The sequence below is a fragment of the Halobacteriovoraceae bacterium genome (assembly GCA_020635115.1).
GTDB lineage: Bacteria > Bdellovibrionota > Bacteriovoracia > Bacteriovoracales > Bacteriovoracaceae > JACKAK01.
Genome location: JACKAK010000006.1, coordinates 294,556 through 318,118 on the forward strand (window position 1 = coordinate 294,556; position 23,563 = coordinate 318,118).

Below are 23,563 nucleotides of genomic sequence, written 5' to 3' on the forward strand. Positions count from 1 at the left end.
AAAATTCAAGATATTTTAAAATACCTTTTCAATATAAGGTAGCTCAATATGAAATGTTGTTCCAATTCCATTTTCACTTTCAACCGATATTCTTCCATTTAGCAGCTCGACGTTTTTCTTAACAATATAAAGACCCATTCCAAGACCTGAGGTTAGTTCAACTCTTTCTTTGGAAGACATATTTGGTTCAAAAATAGATTGAAGAAGTTCACTATCAGTAAGTTTTTTGCCTTGTTCAGACTTTTCTCTTAACTTTTCAATATTAATCCCACGTCCATCATCCTGAAAATAGAAATGAATCACATTATCTTCAAGTTTCCAGTCAATTTTGACGCTTCCTTCTAGCGGTTTATGACAAATTTTTCTCGTTTCACTATCTTCAATGCCGTGATCAATCATATTTCTTAGAATATGGACAAACGTCTTAAAAATTTCTTTATAGGGTTCTGGACAAATTTTGATATTTTCATCTCCAAGAAATTTCACTCTTTCCAAAGGTTTATCAAACCTTTTACTTAATTCATCTGCGGTTTTTTCTAAGAATTTTAATTCTTTGGCAATAGAGGTATACAAGAAATTTCTTTTAAAGATATCAGCAATTTCAATATTTTCTTTAAGAGTTAATTTTTTGTAAAAGCCTTCTAAATCAAAAAGAGTTATTTCTCTAAACTCTACTTCACTATCAAAATTTTCACCTAATAAATCTTTATTTGTTATTTTAAAATTGCTTTTCCATTCTTTTAAAATTGACAAGATTATAATTAAAAATTCTCTTTCAACAGTATCTGATTTTTTTACCTCTATTTCTAGTTCATGAATTGTATTGGCCAAATCACTTAAGGAAAGTGTTTGAGCACCACCTTTTAGAGTGTGAAGTCTTTCATGTAAACTGATTGATGGAATACTCGTTTTACTTCTTAGCCACTCTTCACCTTTTAATATAAAATTTTTGATTTCTTTAAAAAAGAGTTGAACTTCATTTTTATGCATTGCAATATTAATAATTCGCATTGATTCATCTTTTAGTTCCTTGGCCTTCTTTTCTTTTTCAATCAATTCAGTTTTATCAGAAATAATCACAACCAGTGCAACATGTTGATTTGAATTCCCACTATAAATTGGCCTAAAATCTATTTCGATTACTCGTAAATCATTTGCACTATTTTTGAAATTAGGTGATACCGCTGTAAGATTTTGAAAGTCTACATTACTTTCAAAAAAGAGGTTAAGCCACTGTTCTATTTCTTCTTTTTCATTTTTATCATATACACCTAAAATATCCCATAAGAAATAATCTTTTGGATCAAAACCAATCAGTTTTAGACAGTTTTCAGAATAGGTTTCATGACATTTGAAATCTTTTTCAATAACGAGAAAACCATCATCTAAACTATTAACCATTTCATTCATAGAACGAAAAAGAATTTTCAGTTCTTTGTTACTTTTGTCTAAATCAAAAGTTCTTTGGATAACTTTTTGTTCTAAATTTTGATTGAGATCTTGCACTTCTTTAAGATATTTTTTGTTCTGAAAGTATTTTCTTACAAAATCATCTACGGCCATAAAATTCATTGTACCGACCCCTACCACTGAGCCTATAAATATATAAGAATGGCCTCGGAGTATTCCCATCGCAAGAAATATATCATTCAGTGCACATAAGGCATAAACTAAAATACTCGAAAACAAGATCCAGCAGTATTTTTGGTTAAGTATAATCATACTGCTGGCCAGTGATATTGCATGAAATATTATGATCACCATAAAGAAAAAGGTTATTTTTCTGACAACTAAAAAAACATCGAGATTAAAATTTAGTGATAGAAACATGATTAAAATAATTAAGATAATTGAGGTTATGCCCATAAAATAGTTAAACTTTTTTGTCATCTTTGAATAGGCCTGCACAAAAAGGCTTTGAGCTGGTGCCATAAAAACCATTCCAAGATAGTGAAGAATCGTTAGTTTTTCTGGATCAAATAAACTAACCGGAATTTCAGCTGGAAAATAATAGAACGGAAAGGCTCCTGAACACATTAAAGTTGCTACAAAATATTCATTCTGCCGAGTTCTAATAAAAATCATAAAGAAAAAAAGTGAAAAGGCGAGAAAAACCCAAGAGAGTGTAAATCGCATCTTGGCCTTAAATATATTTAGGAAGATATCACTTGCATCAGGATATGAGTTTATATCTCTTAATTCAAATGGTCTTTGATAGGCACCTCTCATGAGGATTGTATCAATTCTAAAACTAATAAGGTGTACATTTTTTGAAATCCTAAATTTTATTGGAACTGCTTGAAGCGCATAGTAGGGAACATCTCCTTCTCGAGATTTTCCAGTTCTTTGATAAATGAGATCATTATCTAAATAGACTTTCATCTTGGCCAAATAAGTGTCTAATAATAAAATAATATCTTTACCAATTAGTGAAGGGTGAAACTTCACTTTTTTTTGATACCAACCCACTTTAAAGTTTATTGAATCACTATAGATAAGATCCCAAGGAAGCAAGGGGTTCGCTGCAACCCATGTGCTGTCATTTATAACTTTGTAATTTTCATCTTTATCATCACGAGTAAAGGCCCACTGTCCATCTAAAACAATTGGTTTTTCCAACGATTCAACATTTAACACAAGTCCATCGATGAATTCATTTGATGCATAAAGAGTAGAGGTTTTAATTAAAATAAAACTAAAAAAGATTAAGAATATCCTTATCTGTATTGACTGCTATCAGATCTGACACTCGGGCATTTTTGATCATTTTACTTTTAACTGTAAGATTTTATCAAAGTGTCCGTTCTTACTTATTTCCTTTTATATTATAACTGCTTTTTCATCAAGCCCCCTTTGCAAATATGATGATAAATTTTTATCATTCCATTTTTTTATCCCTTCATTAAATGTTTCCATTGGAGTTCTTCCATTGCACATCTTACCCTGATGAGTTCTACTATTATTAAATTTATAAATAAATTCATCTAAGTCTGCTTGAAGCTGTTCAAGGGAATTATAAATTTTCTTCCTGAAGGCCACTTGGTAAAACTCATCTAATATCGTCCTATGAAAACGTTCACATATTCCATTAGTTTGTGGGTGTCTTGCTTTGGTTTTTGTGTGATCAATATCTTTTATGGCCAGATAGAGTTGATACTCATGCTCTTCTGCGCGTCCACAAAACTCTGTTCCTCGGTCAGTTAACATTCTTAGTATTGGGACATTTTTTTCATCAAAAAATGGAATTACTTTATCATTTAAAATATCTGCAGCACAAATTGCTGTCTTCATCTGATAAAGTTTTGCAAAAGAGACTTTCGAATATGTGTCCACAACCGTTTGTTGATATATTCTTCCAACTCCTTTAATGGTTCCGACATAAAAAGTGTCTTGAGAAACTAAATATCCAGGGTGATGAGTCTCAATTTCCCCATGTGCCTCCTTTTCAGTTTCTTTTTTCTCTAATGCTTTAAGCTGTGCCTCTGTTAAAACTTTTCCCTCCTTAGCGACGATTTTTTCAACGTTTTCAAGACGTTTTTTAAAAGTTTCCAAATTGTTTCTAATCCAAATTCCCCTCACTCCGGCACCTGAGATCGAAAGTCCCTTCGATTTTAGTTCATTAGATGCTCTCGTCTGTCCATACGCAGGTTCATCAAATGCTATTTGAATAACTGCTTTTTCTATCTCTGGTGCTGTACGATTTTTGAAATTCGGTGAATTTCTTGGTTTATCTAAAAGACCTTCAAGTCCACCCGTGGTTTTGGCCTCTTGGTAACGATAAAAGGTATCACGGGAAACTCCCATGATTTTGCACGCCTTACTGATATTATTTAATTCCGCAGCAAGGTTTAAAAGTCCTAGTTTGTTTTGTACTAATTTTGTTGTAACATTGACTGAAGTCATTGAGATCTCCTTTGTTTAATTTTGTTTGTGATAAAATCAAATTATAAAAGTTGATCTCAATGCTTTCAAATGTAAGGATATTTCCTACTTGATTTGTCGGAATGTCAGATATGATGCTTACTTATACACCTTATCAAAGAATCTAAAAACATCCCTGTTCCAATTATATTTACTTATTCGTTCTCACCATAAGTTGAACGAATAGTTCTCTCCCATCTAATGAAAAAGGTATCGTTAAGTATCCCAAACTTCCATCTTGGTAAATATCAAACACAGCATGATCTGCTCCAACAACAACCATGGGCATTGCCATTTTAAAATCATAGCCAAGTTGTTCATTTAGCACCTTTTTAAGTGGCGCGTAGATCAAATTTGTAAACTCACCGACGGCCGAAAGGACTGTTTTGTTGATTTCATCAAAAGACAATCCAAACATTTTTTCAATTACATAAAAAACTGTTTCTTCTTTGAATCCACAGGTGAGAACTCCCTCTGCTTCATCTTGAATGAGACCAATATGACCTGACAAAAACGACTTACTTATTGGATATCGGGTCCAAGTCACATCTCCGACTTCTACAGCATGCTCAGTCATAGCTTTAAAAGTAGTCATGACTGCATTTACAAGATGTGGAACGAGTCTTTCTTCTAATTTTAAATGCTGAGCTATTGTCATTTTATTCTCTATCACTTTTCTAACTTTTTATTTATTATTGTTATTTTTTTCTCTAAACTCTCTATTGTACAAGGCTTCACAATATATTCAGTGACTCCTTCACTAAGTGCAGACATTACATTTTTTTTCTCTGACTCGGCAGTGACCATCACAAAAGGAGTTGTTTTTATCGCATTATCAATTTTTATTTTTCTAAATAAATCCATTCCTGACATTTCCGGCATTGTCCAATCTGAAAATATTAAAGCATAAGGCTCTCCATTGTTTTTTGCACTTTCAATCATTTGCCATGCTGTTGTTCCATCTTCTGCTTGATCGATATTTTTAAAACCTAAATTTTCAAGTGCTTTCCTCATTGCGATGAGAAGCATTTCAAAGTCATCTATAATGAGAATTCTACTTTCTGAATCAATTGCCATAGATCAGTCCTTACGCATTTACTCTTTTAATCGCTTGTCGACATATCCATTCAAATTTTAAAGCAATTAGTAAAAAACCTACCAGTAATTAAATGTGTGTTTGAGAAACTGTGCAATTTTAGATGGATAGAGAAATTATTAAATTTAAAATCTTGTCTCAAAATACAATCTATTGGCACAATTTGTTGACATTTGTGACAAAATCTTCAAGATTATTTACATTTCGTGCCATTGTACCTAATCCATGTGTTTTTGCACCTATGGAATCTAGGTATGCGCTTAATTCCATATTCATTTCTGCTATATCTGTTACTACATATAAATTTTTAACCTGAGAGAGTTTAATCCACTGAATAAGAGACTTTGTAGAATTTGTTCCATGATGTGTACAAATAGGACTTAAATCATTAATCAGTATTTTGTGAGTATTATAGGTATAAAAGCTTACTTTATCTTTACATACATTCTTTATTTTTTGTGCAACTAATCTCCTATGACAAAAGTTTGCTTCCTTACTATAGTCGATTACGTTGAAAGATGAACTATTATCAAACCAAATCTGTGTGTCTGCGTTTGCAATGTTTTTGTCTTTTGAAGCTTCTCCACAAAAAATATCAAAATGATAGTTTTTATCGCAGTTAATTAAATTAGTTTCTAAAGCATTTATCGTCTTTATTTCAGTGGGATTTGATATTTTTTCATTCTCTTTTTTTTCATTCAATTCCTCTTTGGGAACAAATCCTAATTGAGGATGAAAACAACCATCACCCATTTGTACACATTTAGATTCATCTATGACTAAATACTCTGAAAAATCTATTTTAGGATTAAGAATATTTTGCAAACTACTTTTTCCTACAGCAACTTCAGATAGAAACCAAACTTCTACGTTTTTTGGTGTTGCTACTAATGGAGTCAAATATACACTTAATAGTCCTATATAAACTAACTTTGAAAATATCATGAGCGATTTCTTCTTATATATGTAAGAATAGAATTTCCTAAATCAACAATAAAATCTCTTCCCTCCATATCTAAATTTAGAAAATCAGTCATATAAGCTTTTTGTCTAGGTGTTAAACTTTGTAATTTATCTCTTATACTTTTTTGAGAATGATTCGAACTCTCATCAGATTCAAAGATCAAAGTTTGTTTACGTCCTCCACCAGCTGATACTCTGGCCTGAGTTTGTCGTTCAGCTGTTCCTAGTCCAGAAAATCCCTCTACAAAAGGATCTTCATTTTTTTCCATTTCAAAAGTTTCAGTTGGGGCATAGGTTTCTTCAGGAGTTCTTTGAGGTCTATTATCCTGCGTATTTTTATAGAGTAAAATAAGTTTTTTAAAATGGGTGGTAAAACCCTCATCAACAAAATCGATGATTTCATGAAGCGGGATTTCAAGAAATGCCACAATCTTTGCTATTAATTGCGGATTAAGATCATTTGTCTTTTGATTCAAGAAGCGACTCATTGTAGACACACCAACATCCACACTTTCTGCTAGATCTTTTTGGCTCATAGGACCTCTGACTTGCATGTATTTGCGTACTACTCCTAGAAAATTGTCTAACTCTTCCTTATTAAATTCGGCCATTTGCGACCTCCTTAAACTGGCCTTTTTCTCATTTCAAGAAGTTGCCATCAAACTATTTAGGGCCCTTTTTTCGTGTAACCTAGGCCATTGAATTTCTTATCGGAACGAAATTAAATTGCTTGATGCAATTTTTTTTCTTGACGCATTGCATCGGTTATTCTATATTGAACTTAGCACAGATGATCGGAGGTCATGTTTATGAAAACCCTTACAGAAATCTACATTCCCTTCTTCAGCGAAACAAAAAGTGAATCGATTTATGAGGTTATCGAAAATGAAACAGTAACTGATCAAAATCTCAAGGGAATGACGTTATCTGGCTCCCTCTTCTCCCAAACAACTTTCAAAAACGTGACCTTCGATTCCTGTGTGTTTTTCTCGTCTAAATTCGAAAATTGCTCTTTCATTGGTTGTACGTTCCTTAATTGCACATTCAAATTTTCAAGTATTTCGAGCTGCAACTTGAAGGCCAGTGAATTTGTAAGCTGCAACTGGAGTACATCAGTCATTCAAAAGTCTGAACTAACTTATTGTTTTTTGGATAGATCGACTATGAAATCGATTAATAGAAGCAAAAACATTGTTGAGAGCTGCAACACATCTGCAAATCTTAAATTGCAGCAGGTACTTGAGCATAAAAAAGCAGCATAATTTTTTAACTAAGCAACCGCCTGTCGTTTCATGGAGTTGCAAGAAGTTTGGTCCTTCCTTAACCAATACGAGAAACGGCCTAGACATAAATTCGAATAATAGGAAAGGGAACTCCTACGAATCACATCATCTCCCCACCTTGAGGGCCTTTAGTTTACTCTAACGGCCCTCTCTTTTTATTAGGAAGAAAGTATTTAAAACATTTTGATAAAAATCCCTTCGGAGGAGTAGTTTCATCTAAAAATTTACGACTCAAAGGTAAGGTAAATCCAGGAAGCTCATCTTCAGAAAATTCAAACTCAAGACCAAAATTCAAATGATTAATTCTATAATTATCTCTCAATTTTTGATCTGGATTGTAATGGTATTTGTATTTAAGCAAGTACTCTTTAAAAATCTCATTCATCATAATTTGATAGGGAGGTTTGAATCTGAAATCTAATTTCCATCCTACGTCTATAACCTCAGATATAATATGTGGATGAAAAGTTAAAATTTTAGTTCGCTTTTTCGTCAGCTTATTTTGTATCCAAAGATGCATTTTTTTTATTCTCTGAGAATTTTCTGAAATTATTCCTCTTCTTAATGAAATCAATCCAACCTGCCCCTTAAACTCCATGACTTCTAACATCTTGTTGTTCTCAAAATCGAAGAAATAATCTTTTGGGATAAGCCCAGATTCTCGACCTAATGCAACCACACCAATAAGAATTCTGCCTTTTGCTCTGTATGAATCGATCATTAAATTTCTGATATCTCTTCTCCCTGATAAAAAGACGTTAAATGGTCTTGGTACCGGTAGAGGATATGAGTTATAATAGAGATAAACCACATGTGGATTTGTGATCTGCTTAGTATAACTATTGACTAAATTATCAAAACTTTGTTCGCTGAATTCCAAAAAATAATCTGAATTTATATTTTTTAAAGATGTTTTATCTTCTAGAATGAATGGAACAATTTCTTGATTTAAATCGTTGGGAATATAACCAACCTCTGAGCTGTTTTCTGAAAATGAAATATAAACAGGGTTTTTCTTCAACTCACTCGAAGCAAAAATCTGCCCAAATGAAATGATAAATAGGGTTAATACTCTTAATATTATAAACATAACGCTTTATAACATAGTATGAGAGGTTGATTTTATATCTTGTAAAATCTATTCGTTTTCAGATCTATAAATGTATTAAATTTACACAAAAAATCCTCAAATTCGAAAACTATGCTTTTCAATAAAGGCAGTTAAGCTAAATAGGGAATAAAAATACTCATATTCAGAATTCTTATATTGATGCACTATGGAGTTAATATTTAATTCAAGTGTTTTAAACTCAAATGGGTATAACTAGAATTGACCAACGGAGGGTCTATGAAGCAGATTGTGTTCACTCTTTTTCTCATTCAATCCTTTAACCTCTTTGCAGACTGTGCCATGCAGGGCCTATATTCTGCCAAAGAAAAATATCTACTCTTCGGATCACAGTCAGTTGAATTATCAGATACCTATCCCTTAGAGTGCCAACCAGGAAATAGACATCCTAATGCCAATATTCAAGATCAACTTATCGAAGCTCGAAATAAACTTAAAAATTTAAACTTAACTTATGTCAAAGCAAAATCAGCATTAAATGAACTTAAGAGATCTTGTGGTAATGATGATTCGACCACAAAAAATGTACGCAGAAGAGCACAATACTACCTATCGAAACTAAAAAAAGAACATCAAGATTTTTATCAGGGAAAACATTCAATATACTCTAAGTATATAGATTGTTTTAATTATTACGGGGTTTCTCCTACTGCTTTTATTGATATATGAACTACTCCAACTAATCAGCTAGGCCGATATAGTTTGAGTTTCGCGCTTCATCGCCGAAACCCATGTTTCAACTCCACGCATGGCCTGCTCCAGACCATTGTTTTTTAAACTTTCAATTAACATTACCAAGGCCGCATTTTGATCTCGATCTAAGGTAAATCCACAATGATTACAAATATGAATTCGATCCGAAAGCGTCTTTTTTGTTATTTTTCCGCAACAAGAACATCTCTGAGTTGGCTTAAGCTTCCTCGTATTGTGCACTTCAAGCTGAATACCAGCTTCCTCCGCTTTGTATTCAATCATCTGCGCAAAGATTCCCATTCCGTGATTTAATATATTTCTATTTAATCCTGATTTTTGTTTAACCCTCTTTCCAGGTTTTTCAACTGTCCGCTGAATGAAACTTACCCAAAACTACTCACGTAATTCTGGTGTTCATTTCCTAGTTCATCGATGCTGGTTTTATCTTTAGATAGTTTCCAAAGATCAATTGCCGTCATCTCCTTAGGCGTAAATTCCGAGGCAGCTCCCCGTATTCTATGATTAACAAAACTTTCTAAGTTAATTGCCGCGTTTAAATCTCTGTCAATATCCAATCCACAGTGGGAACACTTATACCTTCTGTCTTTAAGCTTCAAGTCATTCTTGATCTTGCCACATCGGCCACACTTTTTTGAGCTTGGATAAAATCTATCCGCCACAAAAAGGACATTGTCGTTAAGAGCTGATTTATATTCCAATTGTCTTCTCAACTCATAAAAACCTAGATCACTGATTGCTCGGGCAAGCTTGTGGGTAAGTCGTCGACACTACCCGTTGGTTTAGGCAATTTTTTCTGATTGTTGGTTTTTGTATTCGGCCGGAGTAAAAATGGATTGATTTTGGTGGATAGCAAAAACTATTTCTTTAAAATATTCTCTCGGATTCACTTTATTCAATTTACAGGATTCAACTAAAGAAAAAAGAATTGAGTTCGTCTTTGCCCCTCTTTTTGAATGAGTTCCATACCAGGTTTTTCTCCCTATCACAGGTGATCTTAATAATCTCTCTTGTGAGTTATTATCAATCGACACGTCTTGATAATTTGTAAACCTCGTTAATTCATCTAAGTTTTTAATTAAATTATCCATCGCTTTAACTTGACCTTAAACCATTGACTAGTCCAGTCTAAAGGTGAGTTGCACTGAGTCTGTGTTGTACATCTTCTCGTTCCTTTTTGACAAATTCTTTAGGTGTTAAATATTTTAATGAACTGTGTATTCTCTCTTCATTGTATTCTTTTCTCCAGCTTTCAATTACAACTCGTGCCTCTGCCAATGTAGAAAACCAATTTTGATTTAGACATTCATCTCGAAAACTACCATTAAAACTTTCAATATAAGCATTATCAGTTGGTTTTCCTGGACGAGTAAAATCTATTTCAATATTATTCCTGTAACTCCACACCAACATGGCCTTAGATGTAAATTCAGGCCCATTATCTACTTGAATTCTTTTTGGTTTTCCATGTTCATTTATCATACGATCAAGTTCTTTGGTTACAATTATTCCTGAGATTGAATGGTCAATATAAAAACCTGGGGAATACCTTGTGAAATGATCTATAACTGTCAATATTCTAATCTTTCTTGAGTTTGCAAGTGAGTCTGAAACAAAATCCATAGACCAAACTTCGCCCCCCTTCGATACCGAAGGTTTTACTATCCGTGGAAAAAATTGTTTTTTCTTTTTTCGTTTCAATTTTAAAGAAAATCCCTGCTCAAAATAAATTCTTTGGGTTCTCTTGCGATTACGAACTATTCCTTCTCAATTTAGAATCACATGAACTCGTGGATATCCAAATCTTCGATGTTTATGAACAATTTGTTGCATTCTATTAATAACAATTTGGTCATTCTTAACCAAAGTTAATTCATATCGATAACTTGATCTGTTAAAATCTAAAACTTGGCACGAATGCCGCTCACTGACCCCAAACTTATCAATGAGCATTTTAGCTGCATTTTTCTTTTGTTTGGGCCTCAAAAGTTTCCCTTGGCAACTTCCTTGAGCATTTGGTTATCTAAACTTAAATCAGCAACGAGTCGTTTTAAACGTCGATTCTCCTCTTCAAGACTTCTTAGTTTTTTAGCATCAGATACCTGTATCCCGTGATATTTTTTTTCATTTATGAACTGTTTGCTCGCCCATTCCATATTTGCGTCCAAGTTCTTTTGCTGGAATTCCCGATTCATATTCCTTCAAAATTCTGAAAATCACTTCTTCTGAAAATTTTTTACCTTTCATTTTATTGTCTCCTTGTTTTATTTTTAACACAGTGAGACTCACTCTGAGAATGGACTAAATTTTGGTTTTAAGGTCAGATGCACCTATATGCCAGTAAGTGCTGAGCATAAAGTTTCTGGCGAATGCAAAAGATTTAATGATTCTTGTAATGGGGACATGTATGAGATAACTGAAAAATGTACAGATATCGTAACTAACAAGAATTAAGTTGATTTTGGTTTACAAAAATTCGCGACTTTTGCCTAATTTAAGAGGGAATCATGAAGAAGAGATTTAAAAATAAAAAATATCCACGTTCTTTTCATTATAACATTCTCTGAAGGGCCTTAGAATAATGCTAAGTCTATGTTTAATGGTGTCAGACATTGAGATGTGTTGAGTTTTTATAACACTAGCCTTTTCTTCCTCATTTTTTATATCACTTTTTTCATTCATGCACTTTTTCTTTTTTTAAAAATAACTTTAACAGTAGCTTCTCCCCCCAGTAGATTCAGGTAATCTAATAACTTCTCAATGCTAATATTTGAAATTTTTCCATTTAAAAGTTCACTTACTCTTGGTTGTGGTTTGTCTAGAAGTTTTTCCAGTTCTCTTGAGGTGATTTTGTTTTTCTCAATCTCTTTAATTATTTTGCTGTGAATTTCTGCTTTTACTTTTATAGACGAGCAGGCCTCGTTGTTTAGGCCCAGATCATCGAGAACGCTTCCTTTTGAAGTGTGCGAAATAATTGATTTACTTTTCTTTGTCTCTTTCATGGTATTTCCTATTATTGAATTCCTAACTCTTTTTTTAATTCTTTTAATCTACTTTGCGCTAAAGCAATGTCTTTTTGTGGAGTTTTATTACTTTTCTTTTCAAAGCTATGGAGCACATAGATTGAATCTTTTATCTTTACGTAGTAAATAACTCTGTACCAAGAAGACTTATCCCTATCCCTTAATTCATAAACTCCTTGGTTAATCGATTTCATGGGTTTCGAATCAAGTGGTCTTTCCCCTGTTTGGAGCCTATGAAGTTCATAGCCCAAATTCTGTTTGATTTCGTCAGGGAATTCCTTAAGTTTATCTAACGAATCGCCTAACCAACTAACTTTTTTGAGCATTATTACCCTCCAATGGAACACATACTTTATCATGTATACAATATAATGTATACAATATAATGTATGCACAATAGCCATGTTTATACGTAAAATTAGATAGTTGAGCTTTGTGAGGTTATTTTTTATTTTTTTCTGCTTTCTGAAAATTTCGAATTTTTGGCCTGTACTCAGTACAGGTTTATTTGTTTTCACCCCAGAACCAATACACCCCATTTAGGTAATACATTAGGTATTGCCTAAATGGGGTGTATTGATATCTTTAAATCCAAAGACTCAGCCTTCAAAGTTGATAAACAATCTAAAAACAGTATCGTCTAGAAGAATCAGTAAAGAATTTAGCGAACATGTAAAAAAATATCTCTGGAAGGATGCTTTTTGGTCAAGATCGTATTGTATTATAAGTGTTGATGGCGCTCCAATAAGTGTTTTGAAGCAATATATCGAGCAGCAGGGGCAGGATTAAAGAGTTAATTTCTCGCCTAAGGGCAACAAATTTCACCTCCAACTAAATTAGAAAATATAGTTGGAGTACTATTGGTTATATTGATAGATCACTTTCTAAAAAAACAACCTATTGACTCTTTGTTTCTTTGAGAGGCCTGCAAAACTTCATGCCCTACTTCGACAGCATTTCTGAGACCAATTAAGGAATCGTGAAGGGCAACGTTTTTATAAAACCTCTCTATTTCATCTTTGAGTTCTCTAAACATTGCACTTGCCCTGGCCAGGCGATTAGAAGTTCTTGTGAGGCCTACATAATTCCACATAGTTTGTTTTAAAGTAAGCCAGTCTTGTTGAACAAGCGCCAAATCAATTTCACCATGGACGAGATTCCATTCTTTAATTTCAATTTCTGAGAAAAATTCATCTTCCAAATTCTCTAAAATATCTATTGCGGCAATATAACCCCAGGTTAGTCCCTCAAGTAAAGAAGTCGAAGCGAGTCGATTCGCCCCATGAAGACCTGTACAAGCAACTTCTCCTACTGCGTATAAACCTTCTAAATCAGTTTTTCCATTTAAATCAGTTCTTACCCCTCCACATGTATAATGGGCCGAAGGAACAACTGGAATGGGTTCTTTTGTGATATCTAATTTATATCCCAAACAGTGTTGGTAGATAGTTGGAAATCTGGATTTGATCCATTTTGCATTTTTTCCTGAAATATCTAAATAAACACATTCGTGTCTTGTTTCGATAATTTCTTCAGCGATTGCTCTAGCAACAATATCACGAGGAGCGAGTTCTCTGTCTGGATGATAGGATTTCATAAATTCATTTCCATCACTATTGATAAGAATTCCCCCCTCCCCTCGCATAGCCTCGCTTATGAGAAATCTTCTATGTGATGATCGATCAAAAAATGTAGTCGGATGAAACTGAACAAACTCCATATTTATAAGAGAAGCACCTGCTCTTTTGGCCATCGCATGTCCATCCCCTCTGGCCCCTTCTGAGTTGGAATGATGAAGGTAAAGAGATCCAATTCCACCTGTGGCCAGTACTGTTTGTTTCGAGATGGCCTTGATAACCTCTCCTGTTTTTTGATTAAGAATATAGGCCCCAACAACTTTTCTTTTAAGATACCTTTGTTGTAAATGTACTCCATGGTGAGTGGGAGTGATGAGATCAATCGCAGTATGACCAGTTAAGAGAGAGACATTTGGAAAACGTTTTCTATTATTTAAATAATTAAGAAGTGAAATTTGAATTTCTTTTCCTGTAAAATCCCCTTTATAGATAATCCTTTTTTTTGAGTGGGCCGCTTCCTTTGTAAAAGAGAGTTTTTCATTTTTCTTCACAAAATTCGTTTGGGCCTTATCTAATAGTATTTCTTTTAAGATTTCCCCTGATCTTTGGGCCAATAATTTTGAAGCTTCCTTGTTATGGGTGTACGAGCTGGCCTTGGCAATGTCATCCTCCAGTAGAGGGTCAAATTCAGGAGTATAAATAATTCCACCTTGGGCCCAAAAGGTATTTGATTCTTCTGGTTCATTGGCCCTTGTGACGATACCAACATTTGCCCCCGCCTCAGCTACCTTTATTGCAGCAGTTAGTCCAGCAATGCCACAACCAATTATAAGACAATCAAATTTATAAACACTCATTTATATCTCTCGTATTTAAAGGAAAGATCCACTGGACCCGCACCATAAGTTAATTGACCGATGCTTATAGCATCAACCCCTTCTATAATATATTGATCAATATTGTTAGTGTTCACTCCTCCTGAAACTTCATAGGTCACTCCTTCTTTTTTTATTTTTATCGCCTCTTTAATTTGATCAGGAGTAAAATTATCTAGCATAATATGTTTTATATTCAACTTGTTAACCACTTCTAATTCAGTAAGGTCATGTACCTCAATTTCAACTGGAGTATAAAATCCGTTGCAATTTTCAAAAAAAGATAAAGCATCTTCAATACTTCCAAAAAATGATTTATGATTATCTTTAATCATCCACACATCATTTTGTCCGAGTCTATGATTAAACCCACCACCGATAACTACAGAATATTTTTCAAGAGATCTTAGCCCAGGAGTTGTCTTTCTAGTATCTAATATTTTAATATCCTTATTTTCTAATTTTTTAACAAACTTTTGAGTTAGTGTTGCTATCGATGAAGATTTTTGTAATAAATTAAGTGCTATTCGCTCACCCGTTAAGGCCACGTTAAAAGGTAAATCAAATTCAAAGACTTTAATCTTTTGACCGTCTTGTATTTCAAAATCTTTTCCCTCTGCGGACAGAAACTTTTGATAATTTAATTTATCTTCAAGAAGGTAGTTAAATGCTTCGAAAAAAAAAGGAAGGCCAGCAAGTCTTAAATTCGATTTAGCATACAAAGAACAACAAACTTTATCGTTAGGAATTTTGAAATTGTAGAGAAGGTTCCTTTGAAGATCGTCCTCCCGAAAGAAAAAATTTAAAGACTCTTCTATAGACTTACCGAAAAGGCCAGCATTCACTTTTTTCTCCTTAAAAATTAATTCTAGTACGTGTCATATCTAAATAATGACCATACGTTAAGAAGTTTTTCTTTTTAAAAATTTGCAATATACATTTTATGCAAATAACGCTTATTCATTATATTATTACGATTTGCCTCATGGCCTACGCACTTTGCCATTCAGTAAAGTCAGACCCCTATCCAATGGTCCAGGAATATAAATTCATGAGAGAGAGAATTAGCATCATTGACAAACGTTACAGCAAAAAGCACGGAGCATTCATAAAAAGTTTTATCATTGGGGACAAAACTGATCTCCCTCCAAAGTATATTAAACAACATAAAGTTCTCCACTTGTCTCATCTTATGACTCCATCTGGTTTGCATTTAGGAATCATCTTTTTCGGACTAGGCCCCTTTATAGGATTTTTTAGAAATCAAAAATCAATTTTTGGACTTTTCATTTGCGGTGCCTTTCAATTTCTTCCAGGTCTTTATTCTATTAAGCGAGTGGCCATGCTTAAAATCTTGACTCTTCTTCTAACAAAAAAAGTAAAAGATAGATTAAATATCATTTTTCCCCTCTTTATCTCCTCGATGATTTTAAATTATTTAATTACTAAAGAAAGTATTTCTATGACTAGTTTTAGTTTATCCTATGCATTTTTAGGTATTTTTTATTTTTCGAAATTTGAAACCACAATTCCCACTTATTTTAATATAATACTTATGCAAATAATTCTTTTTTCCATGATGGAACAAAGTTTTTATCCCTTAAGTATTATTTTTATGGGATTTATAATGTTCGTCTTTTCATTTCTTTTTTCCTTTTTACTTTTTGATTTTCTGTTTTTGCCCTATTTAAATTTGTCATTTATTTCTATTAATCTCATTGATGCTTATTTGAGTATCATCAAATATAGCAGTCAAATGACACAACAATTTGGACTTATAGTCTTATCCTACACAATTTTACCTTCTATACTTTCAATTATTGCACGAAAAAAAAGATTGTTTTTTCTTTCATTATTTCTTTATAGCGAAAATATTTACAACTTACCTTTAAATTACATTCACCGAAAACCTGTCTCAAAACACTTTGCGGGTTACCCCTTTGATATGATTAAGACATTTTCCCCTACAAAAAAGGGATATAAAGTAGAATATACAAATCAGCAACGTTGCTATTTCTACATCCTTCGCTTTGAGAGAGACGTAAAATGCCTAAATATTAAACCAAGTAAAGACTAGTAATATAAAGATCTTACACGTCAAGACCAATTATTATGGCCACAAATATCAAGTTTTAATTTATTTTTGGAATCATCAAATTGAGAAATAATTCGTTTTTTTGATATCCCAAATGATTAATAATACTCATCTTGGGCAATCTTATAATTCATTTTTTGTCTCATATGGTTCTGCCCAATCTATAATGGGCCTAAGGAATGGATTGCTTATTAGTAATTAAAGGATGTACCATGAATATTGACGAATCTATTGTTCTTAAAAAGGCCTTAGTTGTAGATGATGACCCTTCATCTCTTCTCATTATGGAACATGTTCTAGAGAAGTATGATGTAAATGTTATTACTGCAAATAACGGACAAGAGGCCATCGAAAGGTTAAAGACCGACAAGGACTTCGACATAATTATTACAGACGTTATAATGCCTGTAATGAATGGAGTAGATCTTTGTTCACATCTGAATCATTCATTTCCAATACTGGTTATCTCAAGTGATGAGAGTGTTGAGGAGATGGATGAGATTGCAGAGTTTAGTGATGCTTACATTGATAAACATCGAACGAAAGAATTTCTTTTGAAAGCATCAAAAGCTGCGATTCAAAGATGGCAAGATGGAAATCACCATTTATTAAAATCAGCATAACGATTCTCACCCCACCCCTGTGAGATCCCCTCAATAAAGAGTGGAAATGAGTGATTCGCAACGACGCTCATTTCCACTTTTACATTTCAGTGAAATACCATTTGATATGACTGTTACTCTTTAAGAGTATCGACATCATCAGCTTTCACTAACAATTTCAATAGGTTCAACGTTTTTGACCAATCTCTTACTATTAAACATTGTCTATATTTTTTACTTCGTGTCTTCTGTAAGTTGTCTTTGTGATTTAAAGTATTTAGATGAATTTTACAGTTTACACATTACTTTCATTTTTTGTGATCAGCTCTTTACAAGCAGATATCTGTCAAGACAGTGTTTTGGGGATGCTTAAAGTTGGAGAATTTTTTCATAAGAAAAATTCTAAGCTTCATACCGATCAGTCAATTGAGACAACCATGAAGCACTTTAAAGTCGATAATTCTCAGTTAAAACAAAAACCAGCATATAAAATTGCGAGTTGGTTTCAGCTCCTTGAACAAACTCATTTAAGAAGATCTCAAGACAGTAAAGTTAAAGAAAGGCTCAGAAATTATTACCACAAGAAACATATTATTAAAGAAGAAGATATTCCCGAAAGTTATTGGGATAAAATCAGACGTGCTCATGAAGAGCGTGGAGAAGACATTCCTGAGATTTCTCAGGAAATGAAAAAAGAGCATTTCAATATTATCTCTGAAGGACAGAAAGAGTCTTTAGATAGATGGTTTGATTATTTTTTATCCCCTGATTCAAACAGTTTTCCAGTATGGGCAAAGTATTGGGTTTTTGATGCCGTTACCAAAATGGGTCATTCTCAGATGTTAGGTAGTGAAGAAATGCTTTTTACGTATACCAAAAGGACTAAACATCAAGTTGCTCCTTTCCCAGAACTTAACCGAGAGGTCCTTGCGAAGGTTGTGGGGGCGTTTATTAGAAAGGTGCAAAATGAAGCACCAGAACATCTGGATGACGCCAAGTTTTTAGAACTGACAAAGGGAGCAAGTTTTTCAAAGATGTACGCCCATGAGCTTGATAAGTTTAAAAAGAACTTTCTAGATCCCAATAATAATACCGTAACCGAGGGCAAGTGGGTCAAGTATAAAAAAGATAGTGATCCAAGTGTCCTCGTTGCCTCACTTGAAGGCAAAAGTACTGGTTGGTGTACGGCAGAAACTGCAACGGCACAATCACAATTAAAAGATGGAGATTTTTATGTCTACTACTCTCTGGATGATAAGGGGGAAGCAAGCTTTCCTCGGATTGCGATTCGTATGAATGGAGAACAGATCGCAGAAGTGAGAGGAGTGGGAAATGATCAGAACCTGGATCAAGTGATTGCAGGAAGCGAAGTTTTATCAAATAAACTAGGTGAATTTGGGGCAAGAGGTAAAAGATACTTAAAAAGAGACGCTCATATGAAGCGCTTAACTGAAATCTATACTCACTATCAAGAAAAAGGTGAATTAAGCGAAGATCAGCTTCGCTTTTTATATGAAATCGATGAGAAAATTCAAGGCTTTGGTTACACTAAGGATAAGCGTATTGAGAAAATATTAGCTAATAGAAATCCAAAAAAAGACATCAGTTTACTACTTGATGTTTCAGAAGATAAAATCAGTCTTACTCAGGAAGAATTCATGCGTGGAGGAGTTGTTTATCATTATGAAGATCTAGATATAGGTGATGTTCCCATTGAAATCATCCAAGATCTAAAATTTGTTAAAGGAAATCTAATTGCCTCAAAACTTACCTCTGCAAAAGGTTTAGAAAATCTTTCTTCGATTGGAGAAAGTGCATATTTTAACTCCCTCACCTCTGCGCAGGGCCTAGAAAATCTTTTTTCTATTGGTGGGGAGGTATATTTTGGAGGCCTCAACTCGGCAAAGGGATTAGAAAATCTTTCTTTTATTGGAGGGTGTGCATATTTTACAACTCTCACCTCCGCAAAGGGGCTAGAAAAACTATATTACATTGGATGGAACGCATCTTTTAACTCCCTGACTTCAGTACAAGAATTAGAAAATCTTTCTTATATTGGTGGGTACGCATATTTTGAATCTCTCACCTCTGCAAAGGGATTAGAAAGTCTTACTTATATTGGAAGTGATACATACTTTGCATCCCTCACCTCCGCAAAGGGATTAGAGAATCTTTCTTATATTGGTGGAGAAGTACATTTTGAATCCCTCACTTCTGCACAAGGATTAGAAAATCTTTCTTCTGCTGGAGATGCAGCATATTTTGATTCCCTTGTCTCAGCACAAGGGTTAGGAAATATTTCTTCAATCGGAGGGGACCTACATTTTAAATCCCTCACTTCAGCACAAGGGTTAGAAAATCTTTCTTCTATTGATGGGGAAGCACATTTTGAATCCCTCACTTCAGCAAAGGGATTAGAAAGTCTTTCTTCTATTGATGGAGAAGCACATTTTGAATCCCTCACTTCAGCAAAGGGATTAGAAAGTCTTTCTTCTATTGGTGGAAACGCACATTTTAAATCCCTCACTTCTGCAAGGGGATTAGAAAATCTTTCCTATATTGGAGAAGACGCCTATTTTGACTCTCTCACATCCGCAAAAGGATTAGAAAATCTTTCCTATATTGGAGGAAAAGTAAATTTAAACCCCACAATCAACCCACAAGAGTTTAAGAAAATTTATACAAATATAAGTTCAAATTTAAAATAATTTAAATATCTCTTTTAAGAACTATAAAAAGATATGTCTTATGGCCTGATGTTGAAAAATTATTCAAAATTATTTGAATAATCAAAATACGAGGGCCGAATATCTAAGTGATCCCTATATGTATTACTTCAATATATTAGGTCATGAGGTTAATGCAGGTATAGATTCTCCATGGGCGGAGGTATATGGATTATCTATAATATTTTCCTTTCTTCAATCTAATGGTCAAAATGAGTCACCTGAAAATCAAATTTACTCAATTCATAATTTAATTAATGTAAATTGGAATTAAATTATATCTAACTTTTAGGAACAAGAACCCCGCCATCATTAAAATCATATTGCTTTGGTGTGTAGATGAACTTTTTGATACCTTTAATATATCCCTCATTTGGAAAGTTTTCAGGTTCACAAATTGGCCTTACGATGTGATTAATTTGATCTTCAGATATTTTTGCGGTTTTAATTGATTGGCGCGCATCTTCCATTATATTAGATTCATCTCCTCTATAGAATGGCCCATTTGAACAATTACCGTCTTCGTATAAATCGTAGAGTCCTAAACGGTGAAGCATTTCATGTGCAGTAAGAGAGCAAAGTTCATCCGGTGGGATAACCCTTCCTGCTCCACTTTTGGTGTACCAATTTACTTGATCGTGCATTCCTGGCTTGTCATTTAAGAAAAGCTGAAATCGATTTTTAGCTTCCGGCTTTCCAAGATATTCATCACCGTCAATAAAATTATAATCTAAATAAATCCCATAATTAGATAGTTTTTTTTGTGTGCACTTCATGGCATTTAAGAATTTAGGCAGGGAAACTTTATCTTTATATGTTATGAAGTATTTACCTTTTAATTTTGCGGTTAACAACCCATTATCTAACTCTAAACTATAGTTTGTCGTTCCAATCCTTTCGTAACCAGGTCCACAACTTAGTGTAAAATCGTAATGTTGTTTTTTTGATTTTTTACTTCCAGAGTATTTTGAAAGGCATTCTGAAAGGTATTTATTATCGAGAGCTTTTCTTCTGGCCCTTTCTTTAATCATTTCCACTTCAGACAAAATCTTATCAACAGTGCCTTGCTGCTCTTTTGCTAGAACTATTACATCTTCATTTACGCCTTCCAGCTTATGACCGCAGCTCCCATCACAATTTCCACTTGTTGTTTCTGCAAACAAGCAATAAGGACCACTAAATATAAGTGCTATTAAAATGTAATTGATAATTGACGACATTATCTAATCTCCAACATATTCTCATTTTAACATAAAAAGAAAAAATCAAAATACCACCAATATTAATTGCATAGTTGTATAAGAATCGTACTGAGTGCAATTTTTCTAAATGATTGAAAATGCCCGAGTGTCAGATCTGATAGAAGTCAATACACCTAATAAGAGAGTAACTCTTTTAGTTTTCTATAAACATCATCAGTTTGTGGTAAAATTTCATCTTCAAGCTGAGGACAATAAGCAACATGAGTATCCAGAGCTGCAACTCTCAAAATTGGTGCATCTAAAAGCTCAAAACACTCCTCATTCACTCTTGCCGCTATTTCTCCTGCAAAGCCAGATGTTTTAACTTCTTCATGCGCTATAAGCAGTCTATTTGTTTTGCTTAAAGAATTTTTAATTGCATCAAAATCATACGGGGCCAAAGTTCTTAAGTCTATGACCTCAATACTATATCCCTCATTTTCAATCTTTTTAGCTGCTTCAATTGATTTCTGTACAAGTGCTCCCCATGCCACTACCGTTGCATCAGTTCCACTTTTCACAATCTTTGCTACTCCAAATGGAATCATAAAGTCATCTCCAGGGTAAGGAGCTCTATTATAACCTTGATAGTATAAATGTTTGTGTTCTAAAAACATAACAGGATCATCACTTCGAATGGCCGTTCTCAACAATCCTGCTGCGTCTTGAGCATTCGAAGGGAAGGCCACACAAAAGCCAGGAATATGGGTAAATAAAGACTCTCCACATTGAGAATGGTATATGGCCCCACCCCTCAAATATCCACCAATAGGAACTCGTATAACCATAGGACACTTATAATCCCCTGCTGATCGATATCGCAAAGTTGCAACTTCATTTTTTAACTGCATATAGGCCGTCCATATATAGTCAAAAAACTGAATTTCAACCACTGGTTTGATTCCTCTTATGGCCATTCCAACCGCCCGGCCAACGATATTTGCTTCAGCAAGTGGTGAATTAAAAACCTGACCCTCTAGCGTATTTCTTTGAACTCCACTTGAAATTTTAAAAACCCCTCCCTTTCCTTTTAGAGTTGGATCATTGAGCTTTTCAAGCTGACTAAAATCTGCAACATCTTCTCCAAACATTCTGCAAAGTGGATTTCTTTTGAACTCACTTTTAAGAACAGCATTGAGCGCCTGTGCTATTGAAACCTCATCCTCAGAAGAAGAATGAGCAGTAGTTGAAAATTGAGTTCCGCAAATATCAATTTCCTCTGATAAAACATGAGTAGTAGCTTCTGAAATTTCTGGCCATGGAGTCTCAAGAACCTTTTTCATGGCAACTTTTATCTCTTCAGCAATTTCATCTAATATCTTTTGATTCTCTTTAGCACTGATCACACCCGTATCAATAAGAAAGTTAGGATAAGAATTGACAACATCTTCCCTTGCTTCACGCTCAAGCTCTTCCTTTGTTCTATACATGGATTGATCATCCGATAATGAATGAGAATAAGGTCTCGTCACTTTCGCATGAATAAGAACTGGCCCTTTACCTGCTCTTAGATGCTCCTGCGCATTATTAACAGTCACATAACTATCTATGGGACAATTGCCATCACATGTATAAACTTTTAGTCCAGGAAAATGATCAAGGGCCTTAGATATGCTCCCGCTAGGAGTTTGAACGGCCGTAGGCACTGAAATTGCGTAACCATTATCTTCTACTAAAAACATTACAGACAATTTATTTACACTTGCAGTGGTCAAAGCTTCCCAAAATTCTCCCTGTGAAGTTGTTCCATCCCCACAAGAGGTATAGACAATTTCATCTGAATTGAAAGGGTGTTCATGTTCAATATTGTGCTTTTCTTTTAACATGCCCAAATATTTTCCACCCTCGGCCAGTCCACAGGCCTGAAGAAACTGAGTGCCCGTACAGGATGATTTATTAACAATATTTAATTTTTTATTTCCCCAATGAGCGGGCATTTGTCTGCCTCTACCTGATGCATCTCCAATATTTCCATTTGCCTGACAGAGCATTTCATAGGGAGTAACGCCTAAACCAAGACAAAGTGCCCGGTCGCGATAGTAGGGTATAAAATAATCATAAGCAGGGCGAAGCACTTTCGAAACTGCTGTGAGTATCCCCTCATGTCCAGCTCCTGAAATTTGAAAAAAGGCCTTAGATTGTTTTTTCATCGTAATCTCAGCGTCATCGAGCTTTCTGGACATGTATATATTTTTAAGAAAAGACACAAGATGATCTTTGGTTAGTCCCGACTCTTTTGCTTGTTCTAGTTTTCTTTTTAATCGACTTGTATTGCTAGGTATTTCACTCGTTGCCCTATTTGTCATCTCTGTCATCCTTCT

General features: G+C 34.1%; 26 protein-coding genes. 7 read left to right on the top strand and 19 right to left on the bottom strand.

Going from position 1 to position 23,563, the window contains the following annotated elements:
- Window positions 1-15: 15 nt before the first annotated feature.
- The 6 genes from H6622_11495 to H6622_11520 form a co-directional block, all read right to left on the bottom strand.
- Window positions 16-2,637: a hypothetical protein gene (locus tag H6622_11495; protein MCB9062134.1), complete on the bottom strand. Its 2,622-nt coding sequence runs from the start codon at window positions 2,635-2,637 to the stop codon at window positions 16-18.
- 183 nt (window positions 2,638-2,820) lie between these two features.
- Window positions 2,821-3,903, bottom strand: coding sequence for an IS481 family transposase (locus H6622_11500; protein ID MCB9062135.1), 1,083 nt, complete (start codon window positions 3,901-3,903; stop codon window positions 2,821-2,823).
- A gap of 169 nt (window positions 3,904-4,072) precedes the next feature.
- Window positions 4,073-4,579 carry a chemotaxis protein CheX gene (locus tag H6622_11505; GenBank protein ID MCB9062136.1) on the bottom strand — a complete coding sequence of 169 codons (507 nt, stop codon included), beginning with the start codon at window positions 4,577-4,579 and terminating at the stop codon, window positions 4,073-4,075.
- A gap of 11 nt (window positions 4,580-4,590) precedes the next feature.
- Window positions 4,591-4,998 (bottom strand): response regulator, encoded by a 408-nt coding sequence (locus tag H6622_11510; GenBank protein ID MCB9062137.1) that lies wholly within the window; start codon window positions 4,996-4,998, stop codon window positions 4,591-4,593.
- Between the two features lie 169 nt (window positions 4,999-5,167).
- Window positions 5,168-5,962, bottom strand: a complete 795-nt coding sequence (locus H6622_11515; GenBank protein ID MCB9062138.1) for a hypothetical protein — start codon at window positions 5,960-5,962, stop codon at window positions 5,168-5,170.
- On the bottom strand, window positions 5,959-6,591 hold the full coding sequence (locus tag H6622_11520) for a helix-turn-helix transcriptional regulator (GenBank protein ID MCB9062139.1): 633 nt from the start codon (window positions 6,589-6,591) through the stop codon (window positions 5,959-5,961). The genes H6622_11515 and H6622_11520 overlap by 4 nt, the downstream gene beginning before the upstream one ends.
- 198 nt (window positions 6,592-6,789) lie before the next feature.
- Between H6622_11520 and H6622_11525 the strand changes: the two genes are divergently transcribed.
- Window positions 6,790-7,242: a pentapeptide repeat-containing protein gene (locus H6622_11525; GenBank protein MCB9062140.1), complete on the top strand. Its 453-nt coding sequence runs from the start codon at window positions 6,790-6,792 to the stop codon at window positions 7,240-7,242.
- A 154-nt stretch (window positions 7,243-7,396) separates the two neighbouring features.
- On the opposite strand, the gene H6622_11530 is transcribed toward H6622_11525, so the two are convergent.
- Window positions 7,397-8,353 carry a hypothetical protein gene (locus H6622_11530; protein ID MCB9062141.1) on the bottom strand — a complete coding sequence of 319 codons (957 nt, stop codon included), beginning with the start codon at window positions 8,351-8,353 and terminating at the stop codon, window positions 7,397-7,399.
- Between the two features lie 258 nt (window positions 8,354-8,611).
- Here H6622_11530 and H6622_11535 point away from each other — a divergent pair, with 258 nt between their 5' ends.
- A complete protein-coding gene (locus H6622_11535) occupies window positions 8,612-9,061 on the top strand; it encodes a hypothetical protein (GenBank protein MCB9062142.1) in 450 nt (149 codons plus the stop codon).
- Between the two features lie 18 nt (window positions 9,062-9,079).
- Here H6622_11535 and H6622_11540 read toward each other — a convergent pair whose 3' ends face one another.
- The 8 genes from H6622_11540 to H6622_11575 form a co-directional block, all read right to left on the bottom strand.
- Complete coding sequence (locus H6622_11540) at window positions 9,080-9,385, bottom strand: transposase (GenBank protein MCB9062143.1); 306 nt, start codon at window positions 9,383-9,385, stop codon at window positions 9,080-9,082.
- A gap of 83 nt (window positions 9,386-9,468) precedes the next feature.
- The gene (locus H6622_11545) at window positions 9,469-9,816 is read right to left on the bottom strand and encodes a transposase (protein ID MCB9062144.1); all 348 of its coding nucleotides are present in this window, start codon (window positions 9,814-9,816) and stop codon (window positions 9,469-9,471) included.
- 69 nt (window positions 9,817-9,885) lie between these two features.
- Complete coding sequence (locus tag H6622_11550; protein ID MCB9062145.1) at window positions 9,886-10,194, bottom strand: transposase; 309 nt, start codon at window positions 10,192-10,194, stop codon at window positions 9,886-9,888.
- A 37-nt stretch (window positions 10,195-10,231) separates the two neighbouring features.
- On the bottom strand, window positions 10,232-10,864 hold the full coding sequence (locus tag H6622_11555; GenBank protein MCB9062146.1) for an IS3 family transposase: 633 nt from the start codon (window positions 10,862-10,864) through the stop codon (window positions 10,232-10,234).
- 6 nt (window positions 10,865-10,870) lie between these two features.
- On the bottom strand, window positions 10,871-11,089 hold the full coding sequence (locus H6622_11560) for a hypothetical protein (protein MCB9062147.1): 219 nt from the start codon (window positions 11,087-11,089) through the stop codon (window positions 10,871-10,873).
- Complete coding sequence (locus tag H6622_11565; protein ID MCB9062148.1) at window positions 11,086-11,259, bottom strand: hypothetical protein; 174 nt, start codon at window positions 11,257-11,259, stop codon at window positions 11,086-11,088. The genes H6622_11560 and H6622_11565 overlap by 4 nt, the downstream gene beginning before the upstream one ends.
- A gap of 522 nt (window positions 11,260-11,781) precedes the next feature.
- Window positions 11,782-12,105: an XRE family transcriptional regulator gene (locus tag H6622_11570; GenBank protein MCB9062149.1), complete on the bottom strand. Its 324-nt coding sequence runs from the start codon at window positions 12,103-12,105 to the stop codon at window positions 11,782-11,784.
- 11 nt (window positions 12,106-12,116) lie between these two features.
- The gene (locus H6622_11575; GenBank protein MCB9062150.1) at window positions 12,117-12,452 is read right to left on the bottom strand and encodes a type II toxin-antitoxin system RelE/ParE family toxin; all 336 of its coding nucleotides are present in this window, start codon (window positions 12,450-12,452) and stop codon (window positions 12,117-12,119) included.
- 250 nt (window positions 12,453-12,702) lie between these two features.
- Here H6622_11575 and tnpA point away from each other — a divergent pair, with 250 nt between their 5' ends.
- On the top strand, window positions 12,703-12,915 hold the full coding sequence (gene tnpA, locus H6622_11580) for an IS200/IS605 family transposase (protein ID MCB9062151.1): 213 nt from the start codon (window positions 12,703-12,705) through the stop codon (window positions 12,913-12,915).
- An 88-nt stretch (window positions 12,916-13,003) separates the two neighbouring features.
- Here tnpA and H6622_11585 read toward each other — a convergent pair whose 3' ends face one another.
- Together H6622_11585 and nadC are read right to left on the bottom strand one after the other, a co-directional pair.
- Window positions 13,004-14,560 carry an FAD-binding protein gene (locus H6622_11585; protein MCB9062152.1) on the bottom strand — a complete coding sequence of 519 codons (1,557 nt, stop codon included), beginning with the start codon at window positions 14,558-14,560 and terminating at the stop codon, window positions 13,004-13,006.
- Window positions 14,557-15,423 carry a carboxylating nicotinate-nucleotide diphosphorylase gene (gene nadC / locus H6622_11590; protein MCB9062153.1) on the bottom strand — a complete coding sequence of 289 codons (867 nt, stop codon included), beginning with the start codon at window positions 15,421-15,423 and terminating at the stop codon, window positions 14,557-14,559. The genes H6622_11585 and nadC overlap by 4 nt, the downstream gene beginning before the upstream one ends.
- 98 nt (window positions 15,424-15,521) lie before the next feature.
- Here nadC and H6622_11595 point away from each other — a divergent pair, with 98 nt between their 5' ends.
- The 4 genes from H6622_11595 (at window position 15,522) to H6622_11610 (ending at window position 20,275) form a co-directional block, all read left to right on the top strand.
- Entirely contained in the window at window positions 15,522-16,655 is a 1,134-nt protein-coding gene (locus H6622_11595; protein ID MCB9062154.1) for a hypothetical protein, read from the top strand.
- A gap of 230 nt (window positions 16,656-16,885) precedes the next feature.
- Window positions 16,886-17,296, top strand: coding sequence for a response regulator (locus tag H6622_11600; protein MCB9062155.1), 411 nt, complete (start codon window positions 16,886-16,888; stop codon window positions 17,294-17,296).
- 260 nt (window positions 17,297-17,556) lie between these two features.
- On the top strand, window positions 17,557-19,983 hold the full coding sequence (locus tag H6622_11605; protein MCB9062156.1) for a hypothetical protein: 2,427 nt from the start codon (window positions 17,557-17,559) through the stop codon (window positions 19,981-19,983).
- Between the two features lie 73 nt (window positions 19,984-20,056).
- Window positions 20,057-20,275, top strand: coding sequence for a hypothetical protein (locus H6622_11610; GenBank protein MCB9062157.1), 219 nt, complete (start codon window positions 20,057-20,059; stop codon window positions 20,273-20,275).
- Between the two features lie 7 nt (window positions 20,276-20,282).
- Here H6622_11610 and H6622_11615 read toward each other — a convergent pair whose 3' ends face one another.
- A complete protein-coding gene (locus H6622_11615; GenBank protein ID MCB9062158.1) occupies window positions 20,283-21,221 on the bottom strand; it encodes a hypothetical protein in 939 nt (312 codons plus the stop codon).
- A gap of 155 nt (window positions 21,222-21,376) precedes the next feature.
- Window positions 21,377-23,548 carry a dehydrogenase gene (locus tag H6622_11620; protein MCB9062159.1) on the bottom strand — a complete coding sequence of 724 codons (2,172 nt, stop codon included), beginning with the start codon at window positions 23,546-23,548 and terminating at the stop codon, window positions 21,377-21,379.
- Between the last annotated feature and the right edge of the window lie 15 nt (window positions 23,549-23,563).

Excerpts from the sequence above, each read along its gene's own strand:
- H6622_11550 (MCB9062145.1), bottom strand. The coding sequence starts at position 10,194 with ATGGATAATTTAATTAAAAACTTAGATGAATTAACGAGGTTTACAAAT.
- H6622_11500 (MCB9062135.1), bottom strand. The coding sequence starts at position 3,903 with ATGACTTCAGTCAATGTTACAACAAAATTAGTACAAAACAAACTAGGA.
- H6622_11600 (MCB9062155.1), top strand. The coding sequence starts at position 16,886 with ATGAATATTGACGAATCTATTGTTCTTAAAAAGGCCTTAGTTGTAGAT.
- H6622_11595 (MCB9062154.1), top strand. The coding sequence starts at position 15,522 with ATGCAAATAACGCTTATTCATTATATTATTACGATTTGCCTCATGGCC.
- H6622_11585 (MCB9062152.1), bottom strand. The coding sequence starts at position 14,560 with ATGAGTGTTTATAAATTTGATTGTCTTATAATTGGTTGTGGCATTGCT.
- H6622_11510 (MCB9062137.1), bottom strand. The coding sequence starts at position 4,998 with ATGGCAATTGATTCAGAAAGTAGAATTCTCATTATAGATGACTTTGAA.
- H6622_11575 (MCB9062150.1), bottom strand. The coding sequence starts at position 12,452 with ATGCTCAAAAAAGTTAGTTGGTTAGGCGATTCGTTAGATAAACTTAAG.
- H6622_11605 (MCB9062156.1), top strand. The coding sequence starts at position 17,557 with ATGAATTTTACAGTTTACACATTACTTTCATTTTTTGTGATCAGCTCT.
- H6622_11525 (MCB9062140.1), top strand. The coding sequence starts at position 6,790 with ATGAAAACCCTTACAGAAATCTACATTCCCTTCTTCAGCGAAACAAAA.
- H6622_11565 (MCB9062148.1), bottom strand. The coding sequence starts at position 11,259 with ATGGAATGGGCGAGCAAACAGTTCATAAATGAAAAAAAATATCACGGG.
- H6622_11505 (MCB9062136.1), bottom strand. The coding sequence starts at position 4,579 with ATGACAATAGCTCAGCATTTAAAATTAGAAGAAAGACTCGTTCCACAT.
- H6622_11540 (MCB9062143.1), bottom strand. The coding sequence starts at position 9,385 with ATGGGAATCTTTGCGCAGATGATTGAATACAAAGCGGAGGAAGCTGGT.
- H6622_11515 (MCB9062138.1), bottom strand. The coding sequence starts at position 5,962 with ATGATATTTTCAAAGTTAGTTTATATAGGACTATTAAGTGTATATTTG.
- H6622_11530 (MCB9062141.1), bottom strand. The coding sequence starts at position 8,353 with ATGTTTATAATATTAAGAGTATTAACCCTATTTATCATTTCATTTGGG.
- H6622_11535 (MCB9062142.1), top strand. The coding sequence starts at position 8,612 with ATGAAGCAGATTGTGTTCACTCTTTTTCTCATTCAATCCTTTAACCTC.
- H6622_11615 (MCB9062158.1), bottom strand. The coding sequence starts at position 21,221 with ATGTCGTCAATTATCAATTACATTTTAATAGCACTTATATTTAGTGGT.
- H6622_11520 (MCB9062139.1), bottom strand. The coding sequence starts at position 6,591 with ATGGCCGAATTTAATAAGGAAGAGTTAGACAATTTTCTAGGAGTAGTA.
- H6622_11570 (MCB9062149.1), bottom strand. The coding sequence starts at position 12,105 with ATGAAAGAGACAAAGAAAAGTAAATCAATTATTTCGCACACTTCAAAA.
- H6622_11620 (MCB9062159.1), bottom strand. The coding sequence starts at position 23,548 with ATGACAAATAGGGCAACGAGTGAAATACCTAGCAATACAAGTCGATTA.